17 protein-coding genes and 1 riboswitch are annotated in these 19,348 nt (G+C 48.1%); of the genes, 5 read left to right on the top strand and 12 right to left on the bottom strand.

The window, feature by feature from the left end; translation table 11 throughout:
* The 4 genes from thiE to AC4OGX_RS08095 all read right to left on the bottom strand — a co-directional run.
* A partial coding sequence (gene thiE / locus AC4OGX_RS08080) for a thiamine phosphate synthase (protein WP_493329677.1) occupies positions 1–483 on the bottom strand: 483 nt, incomplete at its 3' end.
* On the bottom strand, positions 464–1,294 hold the full coding sequence (gene thiM, locus AC4OGX_RS08085) for a hydroxyethylthiazole kinase (protein ID WP_493329678.1): 831 nt from the start codon (positions 1,292–1,294) through the stop codon (positions 464–466). The genes thiE and thiM, both read right to left, overlap by 20 nt.
* Before the next feature lie 34 nt (positions 1,295–1,328).
* Complete coding sequence (thiW, locus tag AC4OGX_RS08090) at positions 1,329–1,859, bottom strand: energy coupling factor transporter S component ThiW (RefSeq protein WP_493329679.1); 531 nt, start codon at positions 1,857–1,859, stop codon at positions 1,329–1,331.
* A 131-nt stretch (positions 1,860–1,990) separates the two neighbouring features.
* Positions 1,991–2,094: riboswitch (TPP riboswitch) on the bottom strand.
* Between the two features lie 134 nt (positions 2,095–2,228).
* Positions 2,229–4,304: an elongation factor G gene (locus tag AC4OGX_RS08095; RefSeq protein ID WP_493329680.1), complete on the bottom strand. Its 2,076-nt coding sequence runs from the start codon at positions 4,302–4,304 to the stop codon at positions 2,229–2,231.
* Between the two features lie 250 nt (positions 4,305–4,554).
* Between AC4OGX_RS08095 and AC4OGX_RS08100 the strand changes: the two genes are divergently transcribed.
* A complete protein-coding gene (locus AC4OGX_RS08100; protein ID WP_493329681.1) occupies positions 4,555–5,649 on the top strand; it encodes a prephenate dehydrogenase/arogenate dehydrogenase family protein in 1,095 nt (364 codons plus the stop codon).
* 62 nt (positions 5,650–5,711) lie between these two features.
* Positions 5,712–7,004 (top strand): 3-phosphoshikimate 1-carboxyvinyltransferase, encoded by a 1,293-nt coding sequence (gene aroA / locus AC4OGX_RS08105; RefSeq protein WP_493329682.1) that lies wholly within the window; start codon positions 5,712–5,714, stop codon positions 7,002–7,004.
* A 144-nt stretch (positions 7,005–7,148) separates the two neighbouring features.
* Here aroA and folK read toward each other — a convergent pair whose 3' ends face one another.
* The 5 genes from folK to AC4OGX_RS08130 all read right to left on the bottom strand — a co-directional run bounded on the left by folK (position 7,149) and on the right by AC4OGX_RS08130 (position 11,305).
* Positions 7,149–7,967 (bottom strand): 2-amino-4-hydroxy-6-hydroxymethyldihydropteridine diphosphokinase, encoded by an 819-nt coding sequence (gene folK / locus AC4OGX_RS08110; protein ID WP_493329683.1) that lies wholly within the window; start codon positions 7,965–7,967, stop codon positions 7,149–7,151.
* A gap of 55 nt (positions 7,968–8,022) precedes the next feature.
* Positions 8,023–8,838 (bottom strand): dihydropteroate synthase, encoded by an 816-nt coding sequence (gene folP, locus AC4OGX_RS08115; RefSeq protein WP_493329684.1) that lies wholly within the window; start codon positions 8,836–8,838, stop codon positions 8,023–8,025.
* A 95-nt stretch (positions 8,839–8,933) separates the two neighbouring features.
* Entirely contained in the window at positions 8,934–9,416 is a 483-nt protein-coding gene (locus tag AC4OGX_RS08120; RefSeq protein WP_493329686.1) for an HD domain-containing protein, read from the bottom strand.
* Between the two features lie 15 nt (positions 9,417–9,431).
* Positions 9,432–9,986, bottom strand: coding sequence for a GTP cyclohydrolase I FolE (gene folE / locus AC4OGX_RS08125; protein ID WP_493329687.1), 555 nt, complete (start codon positions 9,984–9,986; stop codon positions 9,432–9,434).
* Between the two features lie 17 nt (positions 9,987–10,003).
* Positions 10,004–11,305, bottom strand: coding sequence for a bifunctional folylpolyglutamate synthase/dihydrofolate synthase (locus AC4OGX_RS08130; RefSeq protein WP_493329689.1), 1,302 nt, complete (start codon positions 11,303–11,305; stop codon positions 10,004–10,006).
* 239 nt (positions 11,306–11,544) lie between these two features.
* On the opposite strand from AC4OGX_RS08130, the gene AC4OGX_RS08135 reads away from it, so the two are divergent.
* From AC4OGX_RS08135 to AC4OGX_RS08145, 3 genes are read left to right on the top strand one after another with little or no spacing between them, the layout of a single operon-like run.
* Positions 11,545–11,922 carry a GntR family transcriptional regulator gene (locus AC4OGX_RS08135; RefSeq protein WP_493329691.1) on the top strand — a complete coding sequence of 126 codons (378 nt, stop codon included), beginning with the start codon at positions 11,545–11,547 and terminating at the stop codon, positions 11,920–11,922.
* Positions 11,915–12,817, top strand: a complete 903-nt coding sequence (locus tag AC4OGX_RS08140) for an ABC transporter ATP-binding protein (protein ID WP_493329692.1) — start codon at positions 11,915–11,917, stop codon at positions 12,815–12,817. The genes AC4OGX_RS08135 and AC4OGX_RS08140 overlap by 8 nt, the downstream gene beginning before the upstream one ends.
* Positions 12,792–14,876, top strand: a complete 2,085-nt coding sequence (locus AC4OGX_RS08145) for a DUF6449 domain-containing protein (protein WP_493329693.1) — start codon at positions 12,792–12,794, stop codon at positions 14,874–14,876. The genes AC4OGX_RS08140 and AC4OGX_RS08145 overlap by 26 nt, the downstream gene beginning before the upstream one ends.
* 120 nt (positions 14,877–14,996) lie before the next feature.
* Here AC4OGX_RS08145 and AC4OGX_RS08150 read toward each other — a convergent pair whose 3' ends face one another.
* From AC4OGX_RS08150 to AC4OGX_RS08160, 3 genes are read right to left on the bottom strand one after another with little or no spacing between them, the layout of a single operon-like run.
* Positions 14,997–16,433 (bottom strand): phospholipase D family protein, encoded by a 1,437-nt coding sequence (locus AC4OGX_RS08150; RefSeq protein WP_493329694.1) that lies wholly within the window; start codon positions 16,431–16,433, stop codon positions 14,997–14,999.
* A gap of 21 nt (positions 16,434–16,454) precedes the next feature.
* Positions 16,455–17,630, bottom strand: coding sequence for a SpoIIE family protein phosphatase (locus AC4OGX_RS08155; protein ID WP_493329696.1), 1,176 nt, complete (start codon positions 17,628–17,630; stop codon positions 16,455–16,457).
* A gap of 2 nt (positions 17,631–17,632) precedes the next feature.
* Positions 17,633–19,345: a [Fe-Fe] hydrogenase large subunit C-terminal domain-containing protein gene (locus AC4OGX_RS08160; RefSeq protein WP_493329697.1), complete on the bottom strand. Its 1,713-nt coding sequence runs from the start codon at positions 19,343–19,345 to the stop codon at positions 17,633–17,635.
* Positions 19,346–19,348: the final 3 nt, after the last annotated feature.

A 19,348-nucleotide genomic window follows, 5' to 3' on the forward strand; every position in this document is an offset into this window, starting at 1 on the left:
GAATCCACGATTTCCCGCAGCTTTTCCATTCAGATTCCTGGCATCCTTCTTGGTGCTGGTTCCGAAAACCGCTCCTACGCCTATGTAATTTGCCCCTGCTTTCTCAGCAGCGACTGCCTCTTCTACCGTCCCCGCAGAGATGCCGAGGATTTTATCCGGACCGATCATGGCGCGGATATCACGGCCTTTGATATCAGACTGTCCCACATGGACCCCGTCTGCGTTGCACCGGATCGCTATCTCTACACTGTCATTGACCACGAATGGCACATGATATCCGGCACATAAGGTGCGCAGTTCCTCTGCCTCTTTTTGAAAGTCCGTTTCATCCAGATCTTTTTCCCGTATCTGCAGAAACGTTGCCCCGTTTTCCAGCACTTTTTTACACACGGTATACAGACTTTCTCCCTCTTTCAGCCACATCCTGTCAGTCACTGCGTACAATAACATGGATCTGCGTATCTCATCCTTCGTAAATTTCATAGCATATTCCCTCCATCAATTGTTTTCCTGTCAAATTAAAAACTGCATCGATCAAATCTGTGCGAAACGTTGCATTCCCTGTCCTCTTTTTCAGTCTAAGCCGTTCTGCAATTTCACCGCTGACTCCCATCGCTGCTATGGCCGTACATGCCGCCTCAAATGGCTCCTTTGGCATTGCGCCGCAAAAGGCGCCGATCAGTGAGGTCAGCATACAGCCGCTGCCTGTGATCCTTGACATGACCGGGCAGCCGTTTCTAATGACCATGGTCCTCTTTCCATCCGAAACCACGTCTATCTTTCCCGATACCGCAATCACCGTATCAATACATTTGGCAAACTGTCTGATCCTGTCTGCATTTTCCTTGAGATTCTCTTCTGTAATCACATCCGATACGCTGACGTCGACTCCGCTCCCGGTTGCCTGTTCCCCGGAAATACTGCGGATCTCCGATGCATTTCCCCGTATCACAGAAAAATGTACCTCTTTAAGAAGACGTGCTGCCGCATCACGCCGAAGCTTTGTTCCTCCGGCTGCTACCGGGTCGAGTACCACCGGAACTTCCAGCTGATTTGCCCTTCTTCCCGCAAGTACCATGGCCTTAGTGTCCTCGATCGCCCCCATGTTGCAGACAAGTGCCTGAGCACCCAAAACTGCTTCCTCCACTTCCCGGATATCATGTGCCATGGAAGGGGAGCCGCCTGCTGCCAGAATGATATTGGCACAGTCATTCACCGTCACAAAATTCGTAATGCACTGGACAAGGGGCATCCTGTTCCTGACAAGCTCCAGTGCCTTTTCAAAATCAACCATCTTATTTCATCCTTTCTCATCTGTCCTTCTTCTGCTATCTGTCCAGCTCATTTTTCATGCGTTCCAGAAGCTTTGTCCGCCGCAGTGTAAACAATACGGCAACACCCATACCCGCACCTACGACCGCCGAGGGCGTGTAAAAGGGAATGTAGTAGAATGGGGACTGCGCATCCAGCCCATATAACAGTTTCATCAGTGGATAAGAAACCATTGCTCCAACCAGTCCCGTACCGACTACCTCTCCTATAAACGCCATGATAAAGCTGTTCGTCCTGCGGTATAGAAGTCCTCCTAAGACCGGACCGAATACTGCTCCGGCCACCGCCTGGATCGTACGCCCGGAAAGCATACGCATGACGCCGCACAGAAAAGCGGCCCCGCAGGCATACCAGGGCCCCAGAAATACCGCTGCCAGCACATCTACAAAGTGCTGGAATGGAGCCATTGCCGGAAAGTAGACGAATGTATTCAGTACAAACGCCAGACAGGCGAACATTGCCGCCAGTACCATTTTCCTTGTTCTGCTCTGAACCCTTTTGTTCATTTCCAATTGTGTCTGTCTCATTTACAGCTCCTCCTAGATTAAAATTACCTGAGTGCATGTCCCGCCGGGAAGGCTTTTTATGATATAGAGTATCAGGTTCCCTATGACATAAAAAAATGGGAAGTTACCTTTGTAGTAACTTCCCACTAAAATTCATGTATTCTCCGTTTCCCTACGTTGGCATTATCCAAATCAGGTTATGGGTCGAAGGTCATACCTTCCTCTCAGCCTGTCATACAAGCTCCCCGCTATTCAGTTTACGTGCACTATTGTACACCCATATTATTTAAAATACAAGATTATTCTTTTATTCTTTACGGTTCACTCATCTGTTATGGTTCAGAGTCAGCATCGAAGATGCATTTTGCAGATAGCGTTTGTAAACTGTAACTAATCTTCCGCTGCTCTTGCGGCGATCTCTTTCTCCTGCACATCAGATGGAGCCTGCTCGTATCTTGCAAACGCATAAGCATATGTGCCGCGGCCTCCGGTCATGGAACGTAATACTGTGCAGTATCCAAATAATCCTGTCATCGGGATATCAGCCTCGATCACCTGCTTGCCGCCTGCAGTCGGGTTCATTCCAAGAACACGTCCGCGCCTCTTATTCAGATCGCCCATGACATCACCGGTGTACTCATCCGGCACTGTTACCTTAAGAGAAGCGATCGGCTCCAAAAGAACCGGGCCTGCTTCCATAAAGCCCTTCTTAAATGCCTGGATCGTTGCGGTCTTGAATGCCATCTCAGAGGAATCTACCGGATGGTAAGATCCGTCATAAAGGACTGCCTTCACACCTACGACCGGATATCCGGCAAGAGGTCCCTTTAAGACAGAATCCTGTAATCCCTTTTCAACTGCCGGGAAGTAATTCTTCGGTACTGCCCCGCCAACTACAACTTCCTCAAATACATAAGGAGTCTCCAGATCACCGGACGGCTCAAATCTCATCTTAACATGACCATACTGTCCGTGTCCGCCTGACTGTTTCTTATACTTGGTATCCACGTCTGATTTCTTGCGGATCGTCTCGCGGAAGGCAACTTTTGGCATCTCTAATACAACATCTACTTTATATCTGGCTGCAAGCTTGCTTACTGTAATCTCCAGATGCTGGTCCCCCATACCATAAAGTAAAGACTGACGGTTCTCACTGTCGTTCACAGCCTTTAAAGTGACATCCTCTGCCATCATCTTAGCGAGTGCCTGGGAAACCTTGTCGTCATCCCCTTTTGTCTTCACCGAATATTTCATATATGTATACGGTACGGAATACTCTGTCTTAGCAAAGGATACCGGAGTTGCCTTTGTGGAAAGGGTATCACCGGTCCGTGTATTGGACAGCTTCGCGATCGCACCGATATCACCGGCAAATAATTCGCTCACCTCTGACGGCTTGTTGCCGCACATCGTATAGATCTTGCCCGGCTTCTCTTCTGAGTCTGTATCTGCGTTAAATAAGACATCATCCCCCTTTAACACACCGGAGCACACCTTCACGAAGGAATACTTACCGATGAACGGGTCGACCATTGTCTTAAATACATAGGCGCTCTTTGCCTTTGAGAATTCATAATTCGCCTCAAAGATCTCATTCGTCCTGCGGTTCAAGCCTGCGCAGGATCTTCTGTCAGGACTTGGGAAGAATCTTACGATATCGGAAAGCAGATTGGCAACGCCCTGTGCCTGGATATTAGAGCCCATCGCCACCGGAACGATATCTCCGTCCATAACCTCGGTACGCATCGCTGCACGGATCTCTTCCACAGAGAATTCCTCTCCTGCAAAATATCTCTCCATGAATTCATCACTTGTCTCAGCAACAGCTTCCATAAGGGAATCTCTTAAAATCTCCAGGTTCGGCAGGCAGTAATCCGGGATCTCACACTCTTCTCTCTGACCGATTCCGGTGTATCTTCTGGCTGCATTCTTGATCACATTGATATATCCGACTAACTTCTCATTCTCACGGATCGGCTGGAAATGAGGTGCGATCTTCTTGCCGTATCTGTCTGTCAGATCAGCCACGACCTGGCGGAAGCTGGCATCATCCACGTCCATCTCAGTTACATATACCATACGCGGGAGATTGTACTTATCACATAACTCCCAGGCCTTTTCTGTACCGACCTGTACTCCGGCCTTACCGGATACAACGATAACGGCCGCATCAGCTGCGCTGACCGCCTCTTCTACCTCTCCCACAAAATCAAAATATCCCGGTGTGTCCAGAATATTGATCTTCGCCTTTTCCCACTCGATCGGGATCAGTGTGGTGCTGATAGAGAATCCGCGCTTCTGCTCTTCTTTATCGAAATCACTAACCGTATTAGAATCAGAGATCTTACCCATACGGCTGGTTGCCCCTGATACATACAACATAGCCTCTGCCAGGCTCGTCTTGCCACTTCCGCCGTGGCCTAATAATACTACGTTTCTAATCTCGTCTGTTCTGTAAACCTTCATGCTGCTGCCTCCTTGTGTGTCGTTATTATGCGCATGCTTTATATTGTACTTCCGGCGCACACGTGTTATGTGTATATTGTACTAAAAAAAAACTCTTATTACAACTCATTTATGGATTTTTAACAAAATTTTTAAGAAGAATCCCCCCCCCTGAGGCCCCTCATTAACTCATCGTTTACTTTTTCACATTAAGATGTTAAACTGTCTTATGTGATTTTACTTGAACAATACCAGAAAGGACTCGATTAATATGGCTCTGAAAATTGGATTTATAGGTCTGGGATTGATCGGAGGTTCCATTGCCAAGGCGATCCGGCAGTATTTTCCGGATTATGAGCTGCTGGCCTTTGATAAAAGCAGAGAAACTCTGGCACTTGCAGTCCAGGAGGGAACGATCCATACCTCCTGTTCTTCTATTGATGAAAATTTTAAAGGGTGCAGTTATATTTTTCTCTGTGCTCCGATTGCTTATAATGCTGCTTACCTGACTCAATTAAAAGAATACCTCTCACCCGAATGTATCCTGACGGATGTGGGAAGTGTGAAGACCTCCATCCACGAGGAGGTGATCCGCCTGGGGCTGGAAGCGAATTTTATCGGCGGGCATCCCATGGCCGGCTCCGAGAAAAGCGGGTTTGTAAATTCCAAGCCTGTTTTGATCGAAAATGCCTACTATATCCTGACCCCCTCGGCTCTTGTCTCACAGGAAAAGGTGGCGGCATACAGACAATTCGTGGAGGCGCTTAAAGCTCTTCCTATTATCCTGGATTATGAGGAACATGATTATATCACCGGAACTATCAGCCACCTGCCTCATATCATCGCATCCAGCCTGGTAAATCTGGTGCATGATACGGATACCAAGGATGAACTGATGAAGAATCTGGCAGCCGGAGGATTTAAAGACATCACGCGCATTGCCTCGTCTTCACCGATCATGTGGCAGCAGATCTGTTTAAAGAATAAGAAAAATATTTCCCGTATCCTGGGCGATTATATCGAAGCTTTAAAAAAGGCGAAAGATGCCGTGGACGAAGAGGCCGAACAGCAGCTCTACTCCATGTTCGAGGATTCCAAGGATTACCGGGATTCCATGCCGAACAGCTCCGCAGGACCGATCAAAAAGCGGTTTGCCGTTTACTGCGACATTATCGATGAGGCAGGCGGTATCGCTACCATCGCAACGATCCTCGCCAGTAACCTGATCAGCATCAAGAATATCGGGATCGTACATAACAGGGAATTTGAAGAAGGAGTTCTGAGAATCGAGTTCTATGACGAGACTTCCTCCGGCAGAGCGGCCGAATTATTGAAAAAATACCGGTACGTCGTCTATGAAGTCTAAAAGCTGTCCATACACTGTCATGGAGATGTTTATATGAAGATACAGAAAGGATATACAATTTTATGGAATTAACAAATATTACAGGTTTAAGAGGGGAAGTAACCATTCCGGGGGATAAATCGATTTCTCACCGATGCGTCATGTTTGGCTCCATCGCGAAAGGAACCACGGAGATCCACAACTTTCTGGAGGGTGCTGACTGTCTTGCTACGATTAACTGTTTCCGCAGGATGGGGATCGATATCCACCAGAACGGGGATAGGATCACGGTGCACGGCAGAGGACTGCACGGTCTCAGTGCCCCGGATGACATTCTGGATGTGGGTAACAGCGGAACTACGACACGTCTGATCTCCGGGATACTGGCAGGGCAGCCCTTTGACTGTAAATTATCCGGCGACCAGTCCCTGAACTCACGTCCTATGAAGCGCATCATCGAACCGCTGACCCTGATGGGCGCCAATATTTCCAGCATTCTGCGCAATGGCTGCGCACCCTTATATATCTCAAAAGGAGAGCTCCACGGGATCCATTATGAATCCCCTGTGGCATCTGCCCAGGTGAAATCCTGTATCCTGCTTGCCGGACTCTATGCAGACGGGGAGACATCCGTAACAGAGCCAAGCTTATCCAGAAACCACACAGAGCTGATGCTGCAGGAATTCGGTGCGGACTTAAGAACTACCCATGATCTGACCTCTACAAGGGCAACTGCCTCGATCCGTCCATGTAAGGAGCTATACGGCCAAAAGATCACTGTCCCGGGTGATATTTCATCCGCTGCCTATTTCATTGCCGCAGGACTGATCGTGCCTGATTCAGAAATCCTGATCAAAAACACAGGGATCAATCCGACACGTGCCGGAATCTTAAAGGTCTGTGAGGATATGGGCGGGGATATCACGCTTTTGAATGAACGCATCGAAGGCGGAGAACGGATTGCCGATATTCTGGTACGCACCAGCAGGCTTCATGGGATTACGATCGAGGGTGATATCATACCGACCCTGATCGATGAGATCCCGGTTATCGCTGTTTTGGCTGCCATGGCAGAGGGAACCACCGTGATCCGGGACGCATCCGAGTTAAAAGTCAAAGAAACCGACAGGATCGAGACCGTCACAGACAACCTCGCCGCAATGGGCTGCCGCGTCACCCCTGCCTTTGACGGCATGATCATTGACGGGGGCCGGCCGCTTCATGGAGCCACGATCCATACACTCTTAGATCACAGGATCGCGATGGCTTTCAGCATTGCGGCTTTGGTGGCAGAGGGGACTACTAATATTCTGGACAGCCACTGTGTGAATGTCTCCTATCCTGCTTTTTACGATACCTTCGAACAATTGCTTTAGGCATCACGCCTAAGGGACATACCGGTACTGCGTTTCATACAAATACAAAAAAAGCTAGATCTTGGGCTGCCTTAGATCTAGCTTTTTCTGATTGCTTTTCTATTTTCATCTGATACAGGTATACCAATTGCCCCCTCAGTCCTTTCAAGACTGTGATACCTCTTCCAGCATCTCCCGTACCGTTTTTCCATTCCCCGGGTGATGCTTATATGGTGCGATCTCATGCAGCGGCTTTAATACGAAATCCCGTTTATGCATCTCAACATGCGGGATGCAGAGTGTATCTGTCTCCACGATCAGATCATCATAGAATATAATATCCATGTCCAAAGTCCTTGGGCCCCAGTGTATGATCCTCTCCCGTCCGGCATCCTGCTCGATCCTATTGAGGACCTCCAGCAATTCCTGCGGACTTAACAGTGTTCTTAATTTCAAACACCCGTTCAGGAAATCATCCTGCTCTGTCACTCCATAAGGCGGGGTCACAAGCCAGGAGGAGGTCTTTTCCACTTTACAGCCTCTGCATGCATCCAATGCCCTTACGGCATCATCCAGATACTTTTGTTTATCCCCCATGTTGGAGCCAAGAGCAATATATGCCGTATGCCACTGCCTTGCGATCTTTACAGAAACAGACTCCAGAGGCAGTCCCACCGGTGCCCATGGCTTCTTCACTTCCAATTCGATCTTCTCGAGGTTCACTGTACGAAGCAGAAGCTCCTGTGCCAGACTCTCCGCCACCCGCTCGATCAATTGATAGGTGTGCTCCTTCATATACTTATCTATAAACTGGCTGACTTCCCCGTAATGGATGGAAGCCGTCAGATCATCTGTTTTCCCTGCATATCTGGTATCTGTATATAATACAGCAGTAACCAGAAATTTCTGCCCCAGCACATTCTCCTCCGGGAAGACACCGTGCTTTGCAAATACTTCCAAATTCTCGATCTTGATCTGATCCATTTTCATCCTCCCTGCTTCTGTTCATGATTTTTGTCCCACGATCTGATGTCTGATCTTACACTTCATGCTCACGCAAGATCGCTTCTGCCATCTGGATCGCACGCTTATTTGCCTTTACGTCATGTACTCTCACAAAAGCGCAGCCGCTTAAGATGCCCATCACCGTCGTCACCAGAGTCCCTTCTTCTCTCTCATCCTCCCCAAGGCCCAGTGTCAGTCCGATCACTGATTTTCTGGAGGTGCCAAGCAGGATTGGGTATTCGAGAAATTTCAGACGATTGAGCTGCTTTATGATCTCCAGATTCATCTCATAGGTCTTACCGAATCCCACCCCCGGGTCCAGGATGATCTTTTCCTTAGCGATCCCCGCCTTTTCTGCGATATTTATGCTTTTCTGCAGATCCACAAGGACATCCGGCAGGAAATTCACATATTCCGGTTTTTCCCTGTTATGCATCAGACAGCATGCCGCACCGCTCTTTGCGATCACATCTGCCATCCGCTCATCATATTTAAGTCCCCAGATGTCATTGACTAAGACCGCCCCGGCCTCCAATGCTGCACTGGCCACCTGGCTCTTATAAGTATCGATGGAAACAGGAATGTCAAACCGGGCAGACAGCTTTTCAATCACTGGTACTACCCGTTCGATCTCTTCCTGAACCGAGATCTGTTCATGTCCCGGGCGGGTAGACTCCCCTCCCACATCCAGGATATCTGCACCATCTGCTGCCATTTCTTCTGCATGTTTAAGCGCTGCATCAAGCTGATTGTATTTACCGCCGTCCGAAAATGAATCCGGCGTCACATTCAGGATTCCCATTATATATGTATGATGTTCTGTATCAAACTCTCTTCTGCCTATCTTCATATCTCTGTCAAACCTTTCTTGTCTTAACCTGCTTCTTTTTATTCTGCTTCTCTCTATTCTTCTTAGTGTTTCTTTCCTGTGCCGCCTTTGTCCCTTTACCAGTCTATCTCCAGATTCTTTTTAGCCGGACTCCAATTACAGTCAGGCTCTGCGGGACATATATAGCATGCTCTGGATAATTTGTCGCTTTCACAAAGGAGTCTGCCAAGAACAGACATCTCATCTTTCATCCGTCTGTGTTCCCTGACCGCCTGTACGATATCCTGCTTTTCCTTTTCTGTAAAATCATCAATATCCTGTAATATCTCAACGGCGATCTCTGCCCCTGCTTCCTCGTGGGGGGTCTTGTCCGCATACTGGTGGTACTTCCCCAGGTCATGCAATAGAGCAGCGGCATAGATCAGCTCCTTTTTCAGTCCCAGATCTTCCTCCAGATTCCGGATATAGGCAATCCTTGCTGTATCCAGAAAATGAGGCATCTGGTGCCTACAGAAGATCCGATCCTGCTCTGCTTCCTCCACTCTCTCATAGCATGCTATGTAGAGCGGATGTTTCCTGATCTTTTCTACTGCCTCCATAGATCTGCCCCTTTCTTACCGCAGCATCTGGAAAAACTGATTCGTCAGCTCCTGATCCTCCAGAAATACTCCCCGCTTCACAACTGTGACTGTCTGGCTTCCCGGCTTTTTAATGCCGCGCATCGTCATACACATGTGCTCTGCCTCGATCATCACAAGGACTCCCTTTGGCTTTAAGTTCTCCATCAGAGCATCCGCGATCTGACCCGTCAGCTGTTCCTGCAGCTGAAGCCTTCTGGCAAACACCTCCACCGTTCTTGCAAGCTTGCTTAAGCCCACCACCTTTCCATCTGGAATATAGGCGATATGTGCCTTTCCATAAAAGGGGAGGAGATGATGTTCGCAGGTAGAGTAAAAGGTGATATCCTTCTCGATCACCATCTCGTTATCATCCACATGAAATGTCTTCTTTAAATGCTCTGCCGCATCCTCATACATCCCTCCATATAGTTCACCATACATTCTGGCGATCCGGTCGGGTGTATCAATCAGCCCCTCACGGCTAGTGTCTTCTCCAAGTCCTTCCAGCAAAAGCTTCACTGCCTCTTTTATTTTCTCCTGATCTATCATGATTTCTTACCTCACTATTATTCTACTGTCTGCTGCCCGATCTGCTGCACAGATTCCATGACCTGTCCAAGATAGGACAGTGACCCAAAGGCCAGTATCACCTCATCCTCTTCTGTCGATTCATAAGCCCTGCGCACTGCCGTATGGATGTCAGAGACAGCCATTACATCGGCACAATAAGGTTTTACTGCTGTTTTCAGTTCCCCGGCTTTTAACGTTCGGCCCTCATCCGGCAGATCGACGGTATAGATCTTCTTCGCCAAAGGTGCCATGAGCTTTGCGATCTTATCATACTCTTTATCTTTAAAGACTCCCATGATAAACGTAAGTCTTTTCTCTGCAAAATACTGCTCCACCGTCTCCTTAAGCCTCAGGGCCGCCTCCTCATTATGCGCCCCGTCTATGATAAACAGCGGTTTTCTTCCGATACAGGTGAACCTCCCCGGCCAGGCCGCCTTCGCAAAACCAGCCCTGACAGCCGTTTCGGAGATCTGAAAGCCTTGCTCCCTCAGTCCCTCTATCAAACGCAGCACCGTAACTGCATTGATGATCTGATATCTTCCGGCCAGTGCAAGCTCTATATTCGTCCAGTTTCTATAGGAAAATACCTGTCCAGACCAGCTTTCTTTTATCACCTCTGCCTCTCTAGAATCTGCCGTGTACACTTTGCAGGAGCATGACTCTGCCTGATCCTTGAGAACCTGCAGCACCTTCGGCTTCTGCTCTGCCGTTACAGCAATGCATCCCGGTTTGATGATCCCTGCCTTATTTCCGGCGATCTCCTCCAATGTGTCTCCCAAAAATCCCATGTGGTCCCGGCTGATCGAGGTAAATACAGCAGCAACGGTGTTTTCCACGATATTTGTGGCATCCAGCGTGCCGCCCAGGCCCGTTTCTAGAACTACTATATCACAGTTCATTTTCTTAAAATACAAAAAAGCTATTGCCGTCTCAACTTCAAAAACTGTGGGGCTTGCCTCACCTAAAGTTTCCATACGTGCAATAGCTTTCATAACCTCTTCCACTAATCCTGCGAACTCCTCCTTTGGTATCCACTCTCCGTCTACCTGAATCCGCTCCAAATAGGAAACCACTGTTGGTGATACATATCTCCCCGTCCTGTATCCTGCCTCACTTAAAATTGTTGAAGTGTATGCAAGCACAGATCCCTTTCCATTCGTTCCTGCGATATGTATGAACTTAAGATCATCCTGGGGATTGCCAAGCTCACGCAACAGACCTCGAATCGTATCCAAGCCAAGTACACTTCCGTATTTCGACACCTCGTCCAAATATACCCTTGCTTCTTTATAGGTCACGTTTCTCGTTTCCTTTCCTTGTTAAATTTTAGTGTTCATTATCACTGTTGTCCATCATAGCACTAAAATACAAATCCCACAAGAGAAAAATTTATGGGGAACGGACTTAGGTTGTGACAGCGGGGCGCCCCCTCTATCCATCTACAGAAAGTTTCTTGACTCTTCTTTATTTTCGTGGTATGGTTAGTGTATTAGTTGAAATAGTACACTTATTACACCCATAGAACAGGAGGTTCGGCATGATTACAATTGATTATCAAAGCAGGGTGCCCCTTTATGAGCAGATCGTGGAGCGCTTCCAGCTGCTCATTCTGAAAGGGGTACTCAAGCCCGACGACCAGATGCCTTCTGTCCGCTCCCTGGCCCTTAAGCTTTCTATTAATCCAAATACGATCCAGAAGGCTTACGCCCAGCTGGAACAGCAGGGCTATATTTATCCGGTCAAGGGACGGGGGAATTTTGTTTCCGGCACCAGAAAGCTGGCGGAGGAGAAAAAGGAGGCATTTTTCCATGATCTCGACGAGCTGCTCCATTATGGGAGAGAGATCGGGGTTACTTTAGAAGAATGCAAAAGTTTCATCGGACGATCTTATCATAAGGAGGCTGAACATGATTGAATTAAAGGATATTGACAAAACATTTCTGGATGTCCACGCAGTTGACCATATTTCTGCTTCGATCCGTGACAATCTGGTCTTTGGACTGGTGGGCAGCAACGGGGCGGGAAAGAGTACGCTGATGCGTCTGATCGCCGGTGTTCTAAAGCCGGATGGAGGTTCTATCCTGATCGACGGGCAGCCGGTATTTGAGAATCGAGGAGTAAAGCAGGATCTTTGTTTTTTATCTGACTCTCCTTATTTTTTTCCCAATGCCACGATTGCATCTATGCGGGATTATTATGCGCTGATCTATCCGAAGTTTGATAGAGAACAGTTTGATGCGCTGGCAGAAAAGCTGGGACTTTCTTTTTCCAGGAAGATACACTCCTTTTCCAAGGGAATGAAAAAGCAGGTCTCCATCCTCCTGGGCCTGTGTTCGGGTACCAGATACCTGTTGTGTGACGAGACCTTTGACGGGCTCGATCCGATGGTAAGGCAGGCTGTCAAGGCTCTGTTTGCCGCCGAGCTGACACAGCGCGACTTTACCCCGGTCATCGCTTCTCATAACTTGAGGGAACTGGAAGATATCTGTGACAGCATCGGACTTCTCCACAACGGTAAGCTGCTGCTGACCCAGGATCTCGACCAGATCAAATATCAGGTGCATAAGATCCAGTGCGTTCTTCCTGATGAAGCGCTGGAACAGCAGCTCTTAAAAGAGCTTGACATCCTGCAGTATGAAAAGACAGGCTCTCTGCTTTTTCTCACGGCACGCGGAACAAAGGACGCCCTCCTGGAGCATGTGAACCGTAAGCATCCGATATTTGCGGAAGTTCTGCCTTTAACCCTAGAAGAAATTTTTATCTGTGAAACGGAGGTAGCCGGATATGACATCAAAAATCTCTTACTTTAAGTTTATAGAATCCAACATCAAACACAGGGGATGGCTTGCCGCCCTGACTGCAGCCGCCTTATTTTTTATGATGCCCATCCATACCCTGGTCACCCTGGATGGCATCAAACGGCAGGAGGCATATGCACCGGGAACGAAGATGTTAACGGACTGGGTGATCGATTCCATCCCCGGGTTTCTCAACGGATCGCATTTCCTGATCCTGGGGCCTTTGATCGCTGTCATTGGCATCCTCTGTGCAGTAACAGGCTTCGCCTATCTGCATTCCAGGGAAAAGCAGGATTTCTATCACGGTATGCCTGTCACCCGCATGCAGTGGTTCGCGATTTCCTATGTAAGCGGAATTTTGATTTTCCTGCTGCCATACCTGTTATTCGGTCTTTGCACCATACTGATCGCAGGAGCCAATATCACCATCACCGCCGGCTTTCTGGGCTTATGTGCCGCCGCACTTTTCAGAGGTGTCATCGGCTTTCTCATCTGCTACCACACAGCGGTCCTTGCCATGTTTGTAACCGGAAGGATCATTACAGGTGTTTTGGCAGCATTGGTTATGATAGTTTACGGGAGTATCATTCCTCCTCTTTTTACCGGACTGGGACAATACTTTTTCGCTGCCTGGTCTGGCAATGTGCCTGATTTTCTTTTGAAAGTGCAGGAATTTTGTTCTCCGGCAGCGTTGTTTTTCCAACTCCTTACCGGTCCGCTCACAGGGCATCCTTTATCCGGGGTAATGATCGGTATCACTGCCGCCGTGATTCTTCTAGCCGCATCACTGGTGCTGTGCAGATGCTATCCGTCAGAGGCCGCTGAAAATGCACTTGCATTTCCAAGGACAGCGCCATTTATCAAATTTATGATCGCGGTTCCCACCGCCCTTTTTATCGGACTGCTGATCAAGTTCTTCAACTCGTCGGTAAATGTAAACTGGGTCGTTATATTCAGCATCATATCCGTGATCCTGGTGTGCATGGTCATTGAATTTATCTATCATCAGGACCTTTCAAAACTGTTAGCCGGAAAGATTTCAACCGCCCTTTCCCTGGGAGTAGTGCTCGTGATCGTCTGCATCCTGAAGTTTGATGTTTTGGGATATGATACTTATCTGCCCAAAGAGGCCAATTTGAAAAGTATATCCATGTCCGTGGATCTGCTTTCCGGATATTTTACCTACCCGGAATACTCCCGTCCTACGGTGTATCATCAATTAGATGAAGAGGACTTCGCTGTCACTGATTATGCTCCGCTGTATAAGCTTGCAGAAGAAGGTATTCAGAATCTGGAACAGGGGATCACGCCAGAACAGGTAACCATGAATGACTCCGGCTACGGCTTCATCAATGTCACGCTGCGCTATCAGCTGCTCAGCGGGAAAAATGTGTACCGGGAATACGCCGTCAGCCGGGATGAGGCCCTGCAGGCTCTCACCTCGCTCTGCAAAGACGAAGACTACCGAAAAATGATGTTTCCGATCTTCCATTTTAACAAGGATGAGGTTATGCAGATCGGTATGAAGGATATTTATTTCGAACCTGTTACACTTACCCTGGACCGCAGCCAGCAAAATGAGCTGCTTTCAGCTTACGAAAAAGACGTTATGGCCGCGTCCATTCCTGACATGCAGTATGAGTCTCCGCTTGGAGAATTGATCCTGTTCACCGAGGATTCAAGTATCGTCCAAACAGGAAACAGCAGTGGACCAAACCTGATCCAGACCGGACAATTTTATATCTACCGATCTTACAAAAATACGTTAACTCTGCTTGAGGACTATGGATATACCCTTCGGGAAGAAATAGACCCTAAGGATGTCATGTTTATGACCTACTATCCAACTGAAAATTCTGAGAGCGACAATTATGCCAGAAAAGAAATCATCGATTACGATTTCGGAGAAGGGATCGCCATCACCAAACCAGAAGAAATCAAAGAACTGCTGGGCAGAATCAGTTATGACGAATGCAACGGAATTCTCGGCGGCAGGATCAAAGCTGTTGGATCCGTGGAGATCACACTGCGCGAAAAATCCTACCCGAACTCCTATGCGGTATCCGAGTAACAAGCTTTTGTCTTAATACGGATGAAATAGAGGGGCGCTGTTCAATTGAGACTGATCCTGCTGCCTGGATGGACCAGCCGGGGAAAAACCAGGCCAGGCCGTCGTTTTCCCCGGCGCCCCCTACATCAGGAATCGGAACCAATTAAATAGTGTCAGCAGCTTCACCCGCCATTCTCTCTTTTTACTGATCGTCTGTCTTTCCACCCCGTCGGGAACATGATAGCTTCCGTCCGGCAGTGCCTCCACAGAATCTGCTTCATAGCTTTCCATGTAAGCTCTTAACTGACGGGCCACATCTCTGCTGTCAATCACAAGCATCAGCTCTGTATCCAGATAGGCACTTCTCATATCCATGTTAAAGGAGCCTACGACTGCCAGCTCATCATCGATCACAATACTTTTCCCGTGATAGGATACACCGCCCTCATACTCATGGATCTCAAGTCCGGTTTCCAGAAGCTTTCCCTTATTTTTCTGATAATCCGACGCTCCGAACGGATTTCCGTTATTTGCCACAGAATTTGTCATCAGCAAAACCTTTTTCTTCTCCCCGCAGACCTCTTTCAGAGAATCATACATCCAGTCATTGCAGATGATATAGGGGGTATGGATGACAACCTCTTTCCGGGCATTCTTCATAAGCTCGGCAAGGGAATAAAACAGCGTCGGCTCTTTTGCATATACATGGGTCGGATTGCTTAAAAGGGTAATCTTATTGACCTCATAGGTCATGCCGGTATAATCCGCCTTTTCCTGTATCATGGGATATTCCTTCTGAAGCTTCTTAAAGCGCTGCTTTAAAGCATCCTTCGCCTGAACCACATCTGTTTTATCTGCCAAGCCCTGCTTTTTCCCAAATATCTTACAGACATCCAGATCCCAGACTGACCAAAAATATGCTTCCAGCTGGTGGATCGAGCTCTCCTCACTCTCCGGGCGGGTACTGTAGACAAGTACATCCCGGTCATAATTCTTATATCCATTATCTCCCAGAAAATAATCATAGGTATTCCGGCCGCCTAACAAATACAGGTCATCATCCACGATCAGATATTTATCATGGAGCCGCCCCATACTTTTCCAGGGCATAAGAAGATTCAGCCGGTTATAGATTTTGATCTCCACATTTTCCATAGAAGACAATGCGTAAAAACAGGCATCCCCGTCCATCTGCTGCAATGCTGAGAATCCGTCTACCAGGATCTGTACCTTGACATTCCTCTCAGCGGCATCCAGAAGTGCCGCAATGACATCCTTCCCGCTTTTATCCGCATGAAAATCAAAGGTGGACAGAATGATCCGCTCCCTGGCCTGACCGATCATCCGAAGCCTCTCCTTTAGGGCCGCCACATTATCCTCGATCACACAGGCTCTGTCTGTAGAGACCTGATCCGAATAACATGATCCGGGACGAAAAGATTCCTGATATTCACTGCTGACCTTGGGCTGCCGGATATAAGATATCACGATTCCCGCTAACACATATAGGACAAAGACCAGCACTGCCAGCAAAAGATATCTGATCTTCAGCCATTTCCATTTCTTTCTGTATCCCATGAAAACCTCCCGGCTGTTCTATCAATAGTACTTCACATCTACTTTTTTCCCCATTTGCTCCATGATATGGATCAGCTGGTCTATCAGGTTCATCCTGACACTCAAGTCAAACCCAAGTTCGGAATCCTGATGCACCGCATTCACCGCTGTGCCTACAAACAGATTCAGCTCTGTACATTCTTCGATCAAAAGCTTCGCAAGCTTTGACGCACCGTTATTGGCATCCAGCTCATCAAAAAACTCTACGTCAAATTCATCATTGACATATCTTTTCAAAAGCTTCAGTGATCTGCCGATCGTAAGCACCCCTTCTGTCACCAGGTCCAGACCCTCGATCACTGCCATTGGCGGAACATCAGGGTGATTCCTGTCAACCTTGGTCACAATGTTCTTGTGCAGTACGCGTGCTGCAATATTTGCACTGGTCCCGCCGGAAACGATCTTCTTTCCCTCCATATGCATGAATTCATGCATCAGTCTTTCATCGTCCTCTTTTTTCTTCGGAGGCCCTGTAAATATATTCACAACCCTGCGTTCGATCACCCTTGTCACTGCAACAGTCGTATCGTCTCCCGGCTTCTGGATGTACAGATCATCGCATGCCTGGCTTAACAGCGCCGCAAGGCGGGATGCCGATAACGTCTTCTTCGTACATTGGAGCGTATACTCCGCCATGCTGTCCCATGTCCAGCCCTGAAGATTCAGGATCTCCCCGGCCCCGGCATAGATGACGCCGTCACTCATCAATACAAAGCAGTCATTTAACTGCACCTGAAAACGATATTCATGGATCTTCTTTCCTTCTATGATCCGCTCCTTGTAAGGATATTTTATAATTTTCTTATCGCGGATAAACACACAGTCGGGATTGTCAAATTCTACCAGATAAGCCTCCCCATTATGGAATATCTGCAGGATGCTGAAAGTTGCATAGGCTACTTTACGAACCTGGCAGATGGGCAGGGTCTTGGCGATGGTCTCCACACAGGACTCGATCTCTGCCCCTTCATGGAGCATCGTGCCCAGGATCTTTGAGGTCAGCGTCGCCAATATATTGGCCTTCACACCACTGCCCATCCCATCGGCAAGAATGACGATATCAGAGTCCTCTGTCTTTAAGATCTCCACCTTATCCCCGCATAATTCCTCATGGTGCTTATTCAGGCTCTTCCAAGCCACATCAATACTTACACTCATTCTTATTCCTCCCCCTCATTGAGGATAGAATCACGCAGCTTTGTCAATGTCACCTTTGTCTCCGCAGTCGTCTCACCCAAAAGCCCCGCAATTTCCTGTGCGACCATCATCTGCTTTTCAATGACCTTTTGTGCCATCTCCACGGTCTCCACCTTCAGATGATAGTGCTGCTCCTTGATCTTTTCTTCTCTGGTGATATCCTGGAAGGTCACGAGAACGGAATCCAGATTTTCAATATATACGATGGTCTCCTCCGCCTTGATCCTGCCATGCTCCAGCTGGATCTTCTTGTGGATCACAGGCTCCTTCGTCCGAAGTGTTTCCTCAATATCATCTGCCTCGATGAATTCAAAAATATATCTCTGCACCGCTTCCTCCCTGCCGACTCCCAGCAGATCCTGTGCCTTTTTATTGCATTCCCGGATTCTTAAGGTGCTGTCAATGATAAAGATCATATTCGGGGTCACATCCATCACCACGTTAGACATAGACTCCGCCTGGGTCAGTGCATATGGCATACACATAGACAGCTCGGCTTTGTTCTGGTAGACTGCGATTGCTTTATCCCTGCAGGTCGCGTAACCGCAGGCGCCGCAGTTCAGTTCATCTTCCACAGAATATTTTCCCGTGGATTTTAAAATTTCCCGTATCTCCTTCTCTGTCGGGACAGCATCGGACAGACGGTTGTCCATGAACTTCTTATGCAGTTCCTCTACGCTCATATCCGGCAGATCCCTGGCTGCCTTATGGGACACCTCATTTTCGATCTTTACTTTTGCCTTTACATAAGAAGTATTCCAGCGGGCCGATGCAGGGCCTTTTGTACAGCCTCCCTCACAGACATTGGCTTCGATAAAGCAGTGATCCAGTTCGCCGCGCTTTAGGCACTCCAGCATCTCCATACAGTTGGCAAGTCCATCCACATAGACCTTGTGATATGTATCCACCTCCTCTTCCGCCACGACAGACTGGATCACTCCGCCGCTGATCGGATACAAACGGTTCACCTGAGGATCAGGATTGCCCATGGGCTGGTCATCACACTCATGGATATTGATCCCGGCCTCCTCAAGCCAGATGGCAAGCTCCTCGAATGTCAGGATCGCATCCACTGCCCCAAACACTCTCTCATCCCCGATCGCCTCCTGCTTCTTAGCGATACATGGGCCTAGGAATACCACCTTTATATCCTCCCCGTACAGTTTCTTAATATACCGTCCATGGGCCACCATCGGAGAAACGACAGGGGCCATCAGCTCCACACACTCCGGGTAATATTTCTCTACCAGGTCATTTACGCTTGGACAGCAGGTGGTGATGATATTGGGCATCTGCTTCTCTCTGATGATCCTTTTATACTCATTAGTCACCATGGCCGCCCCTTCTGCTGTCTCCCTGACCTCTGCAAACCCAAGTTTTAAAAGGGCATCCACTACCTGCCCGGGACGGTCAAATTCCAACACGCCGAGATACGAGGGTGCAATGGAAATGACCGTCTTAAATCCCTGCTTAAGATAAGCCTTTACGCGGTCCATGTCACTGGCAAATGTTTTGGCATTCTGAGGGCAGATCTCCATACAGCGCCCACAGTTGATACAGTGGTCCTTCAAAATATGTGCCTGCTCATTCTGGACCGATATTGCCTTCACCATGCAATAACGTACACACTTGTAACAATGGCGGCATTTTGCATCCTTAAAATCAATGACTCTCATGCG

It is taken from the genome of Faecalicatena sp. (assembly GCF_058819085.1).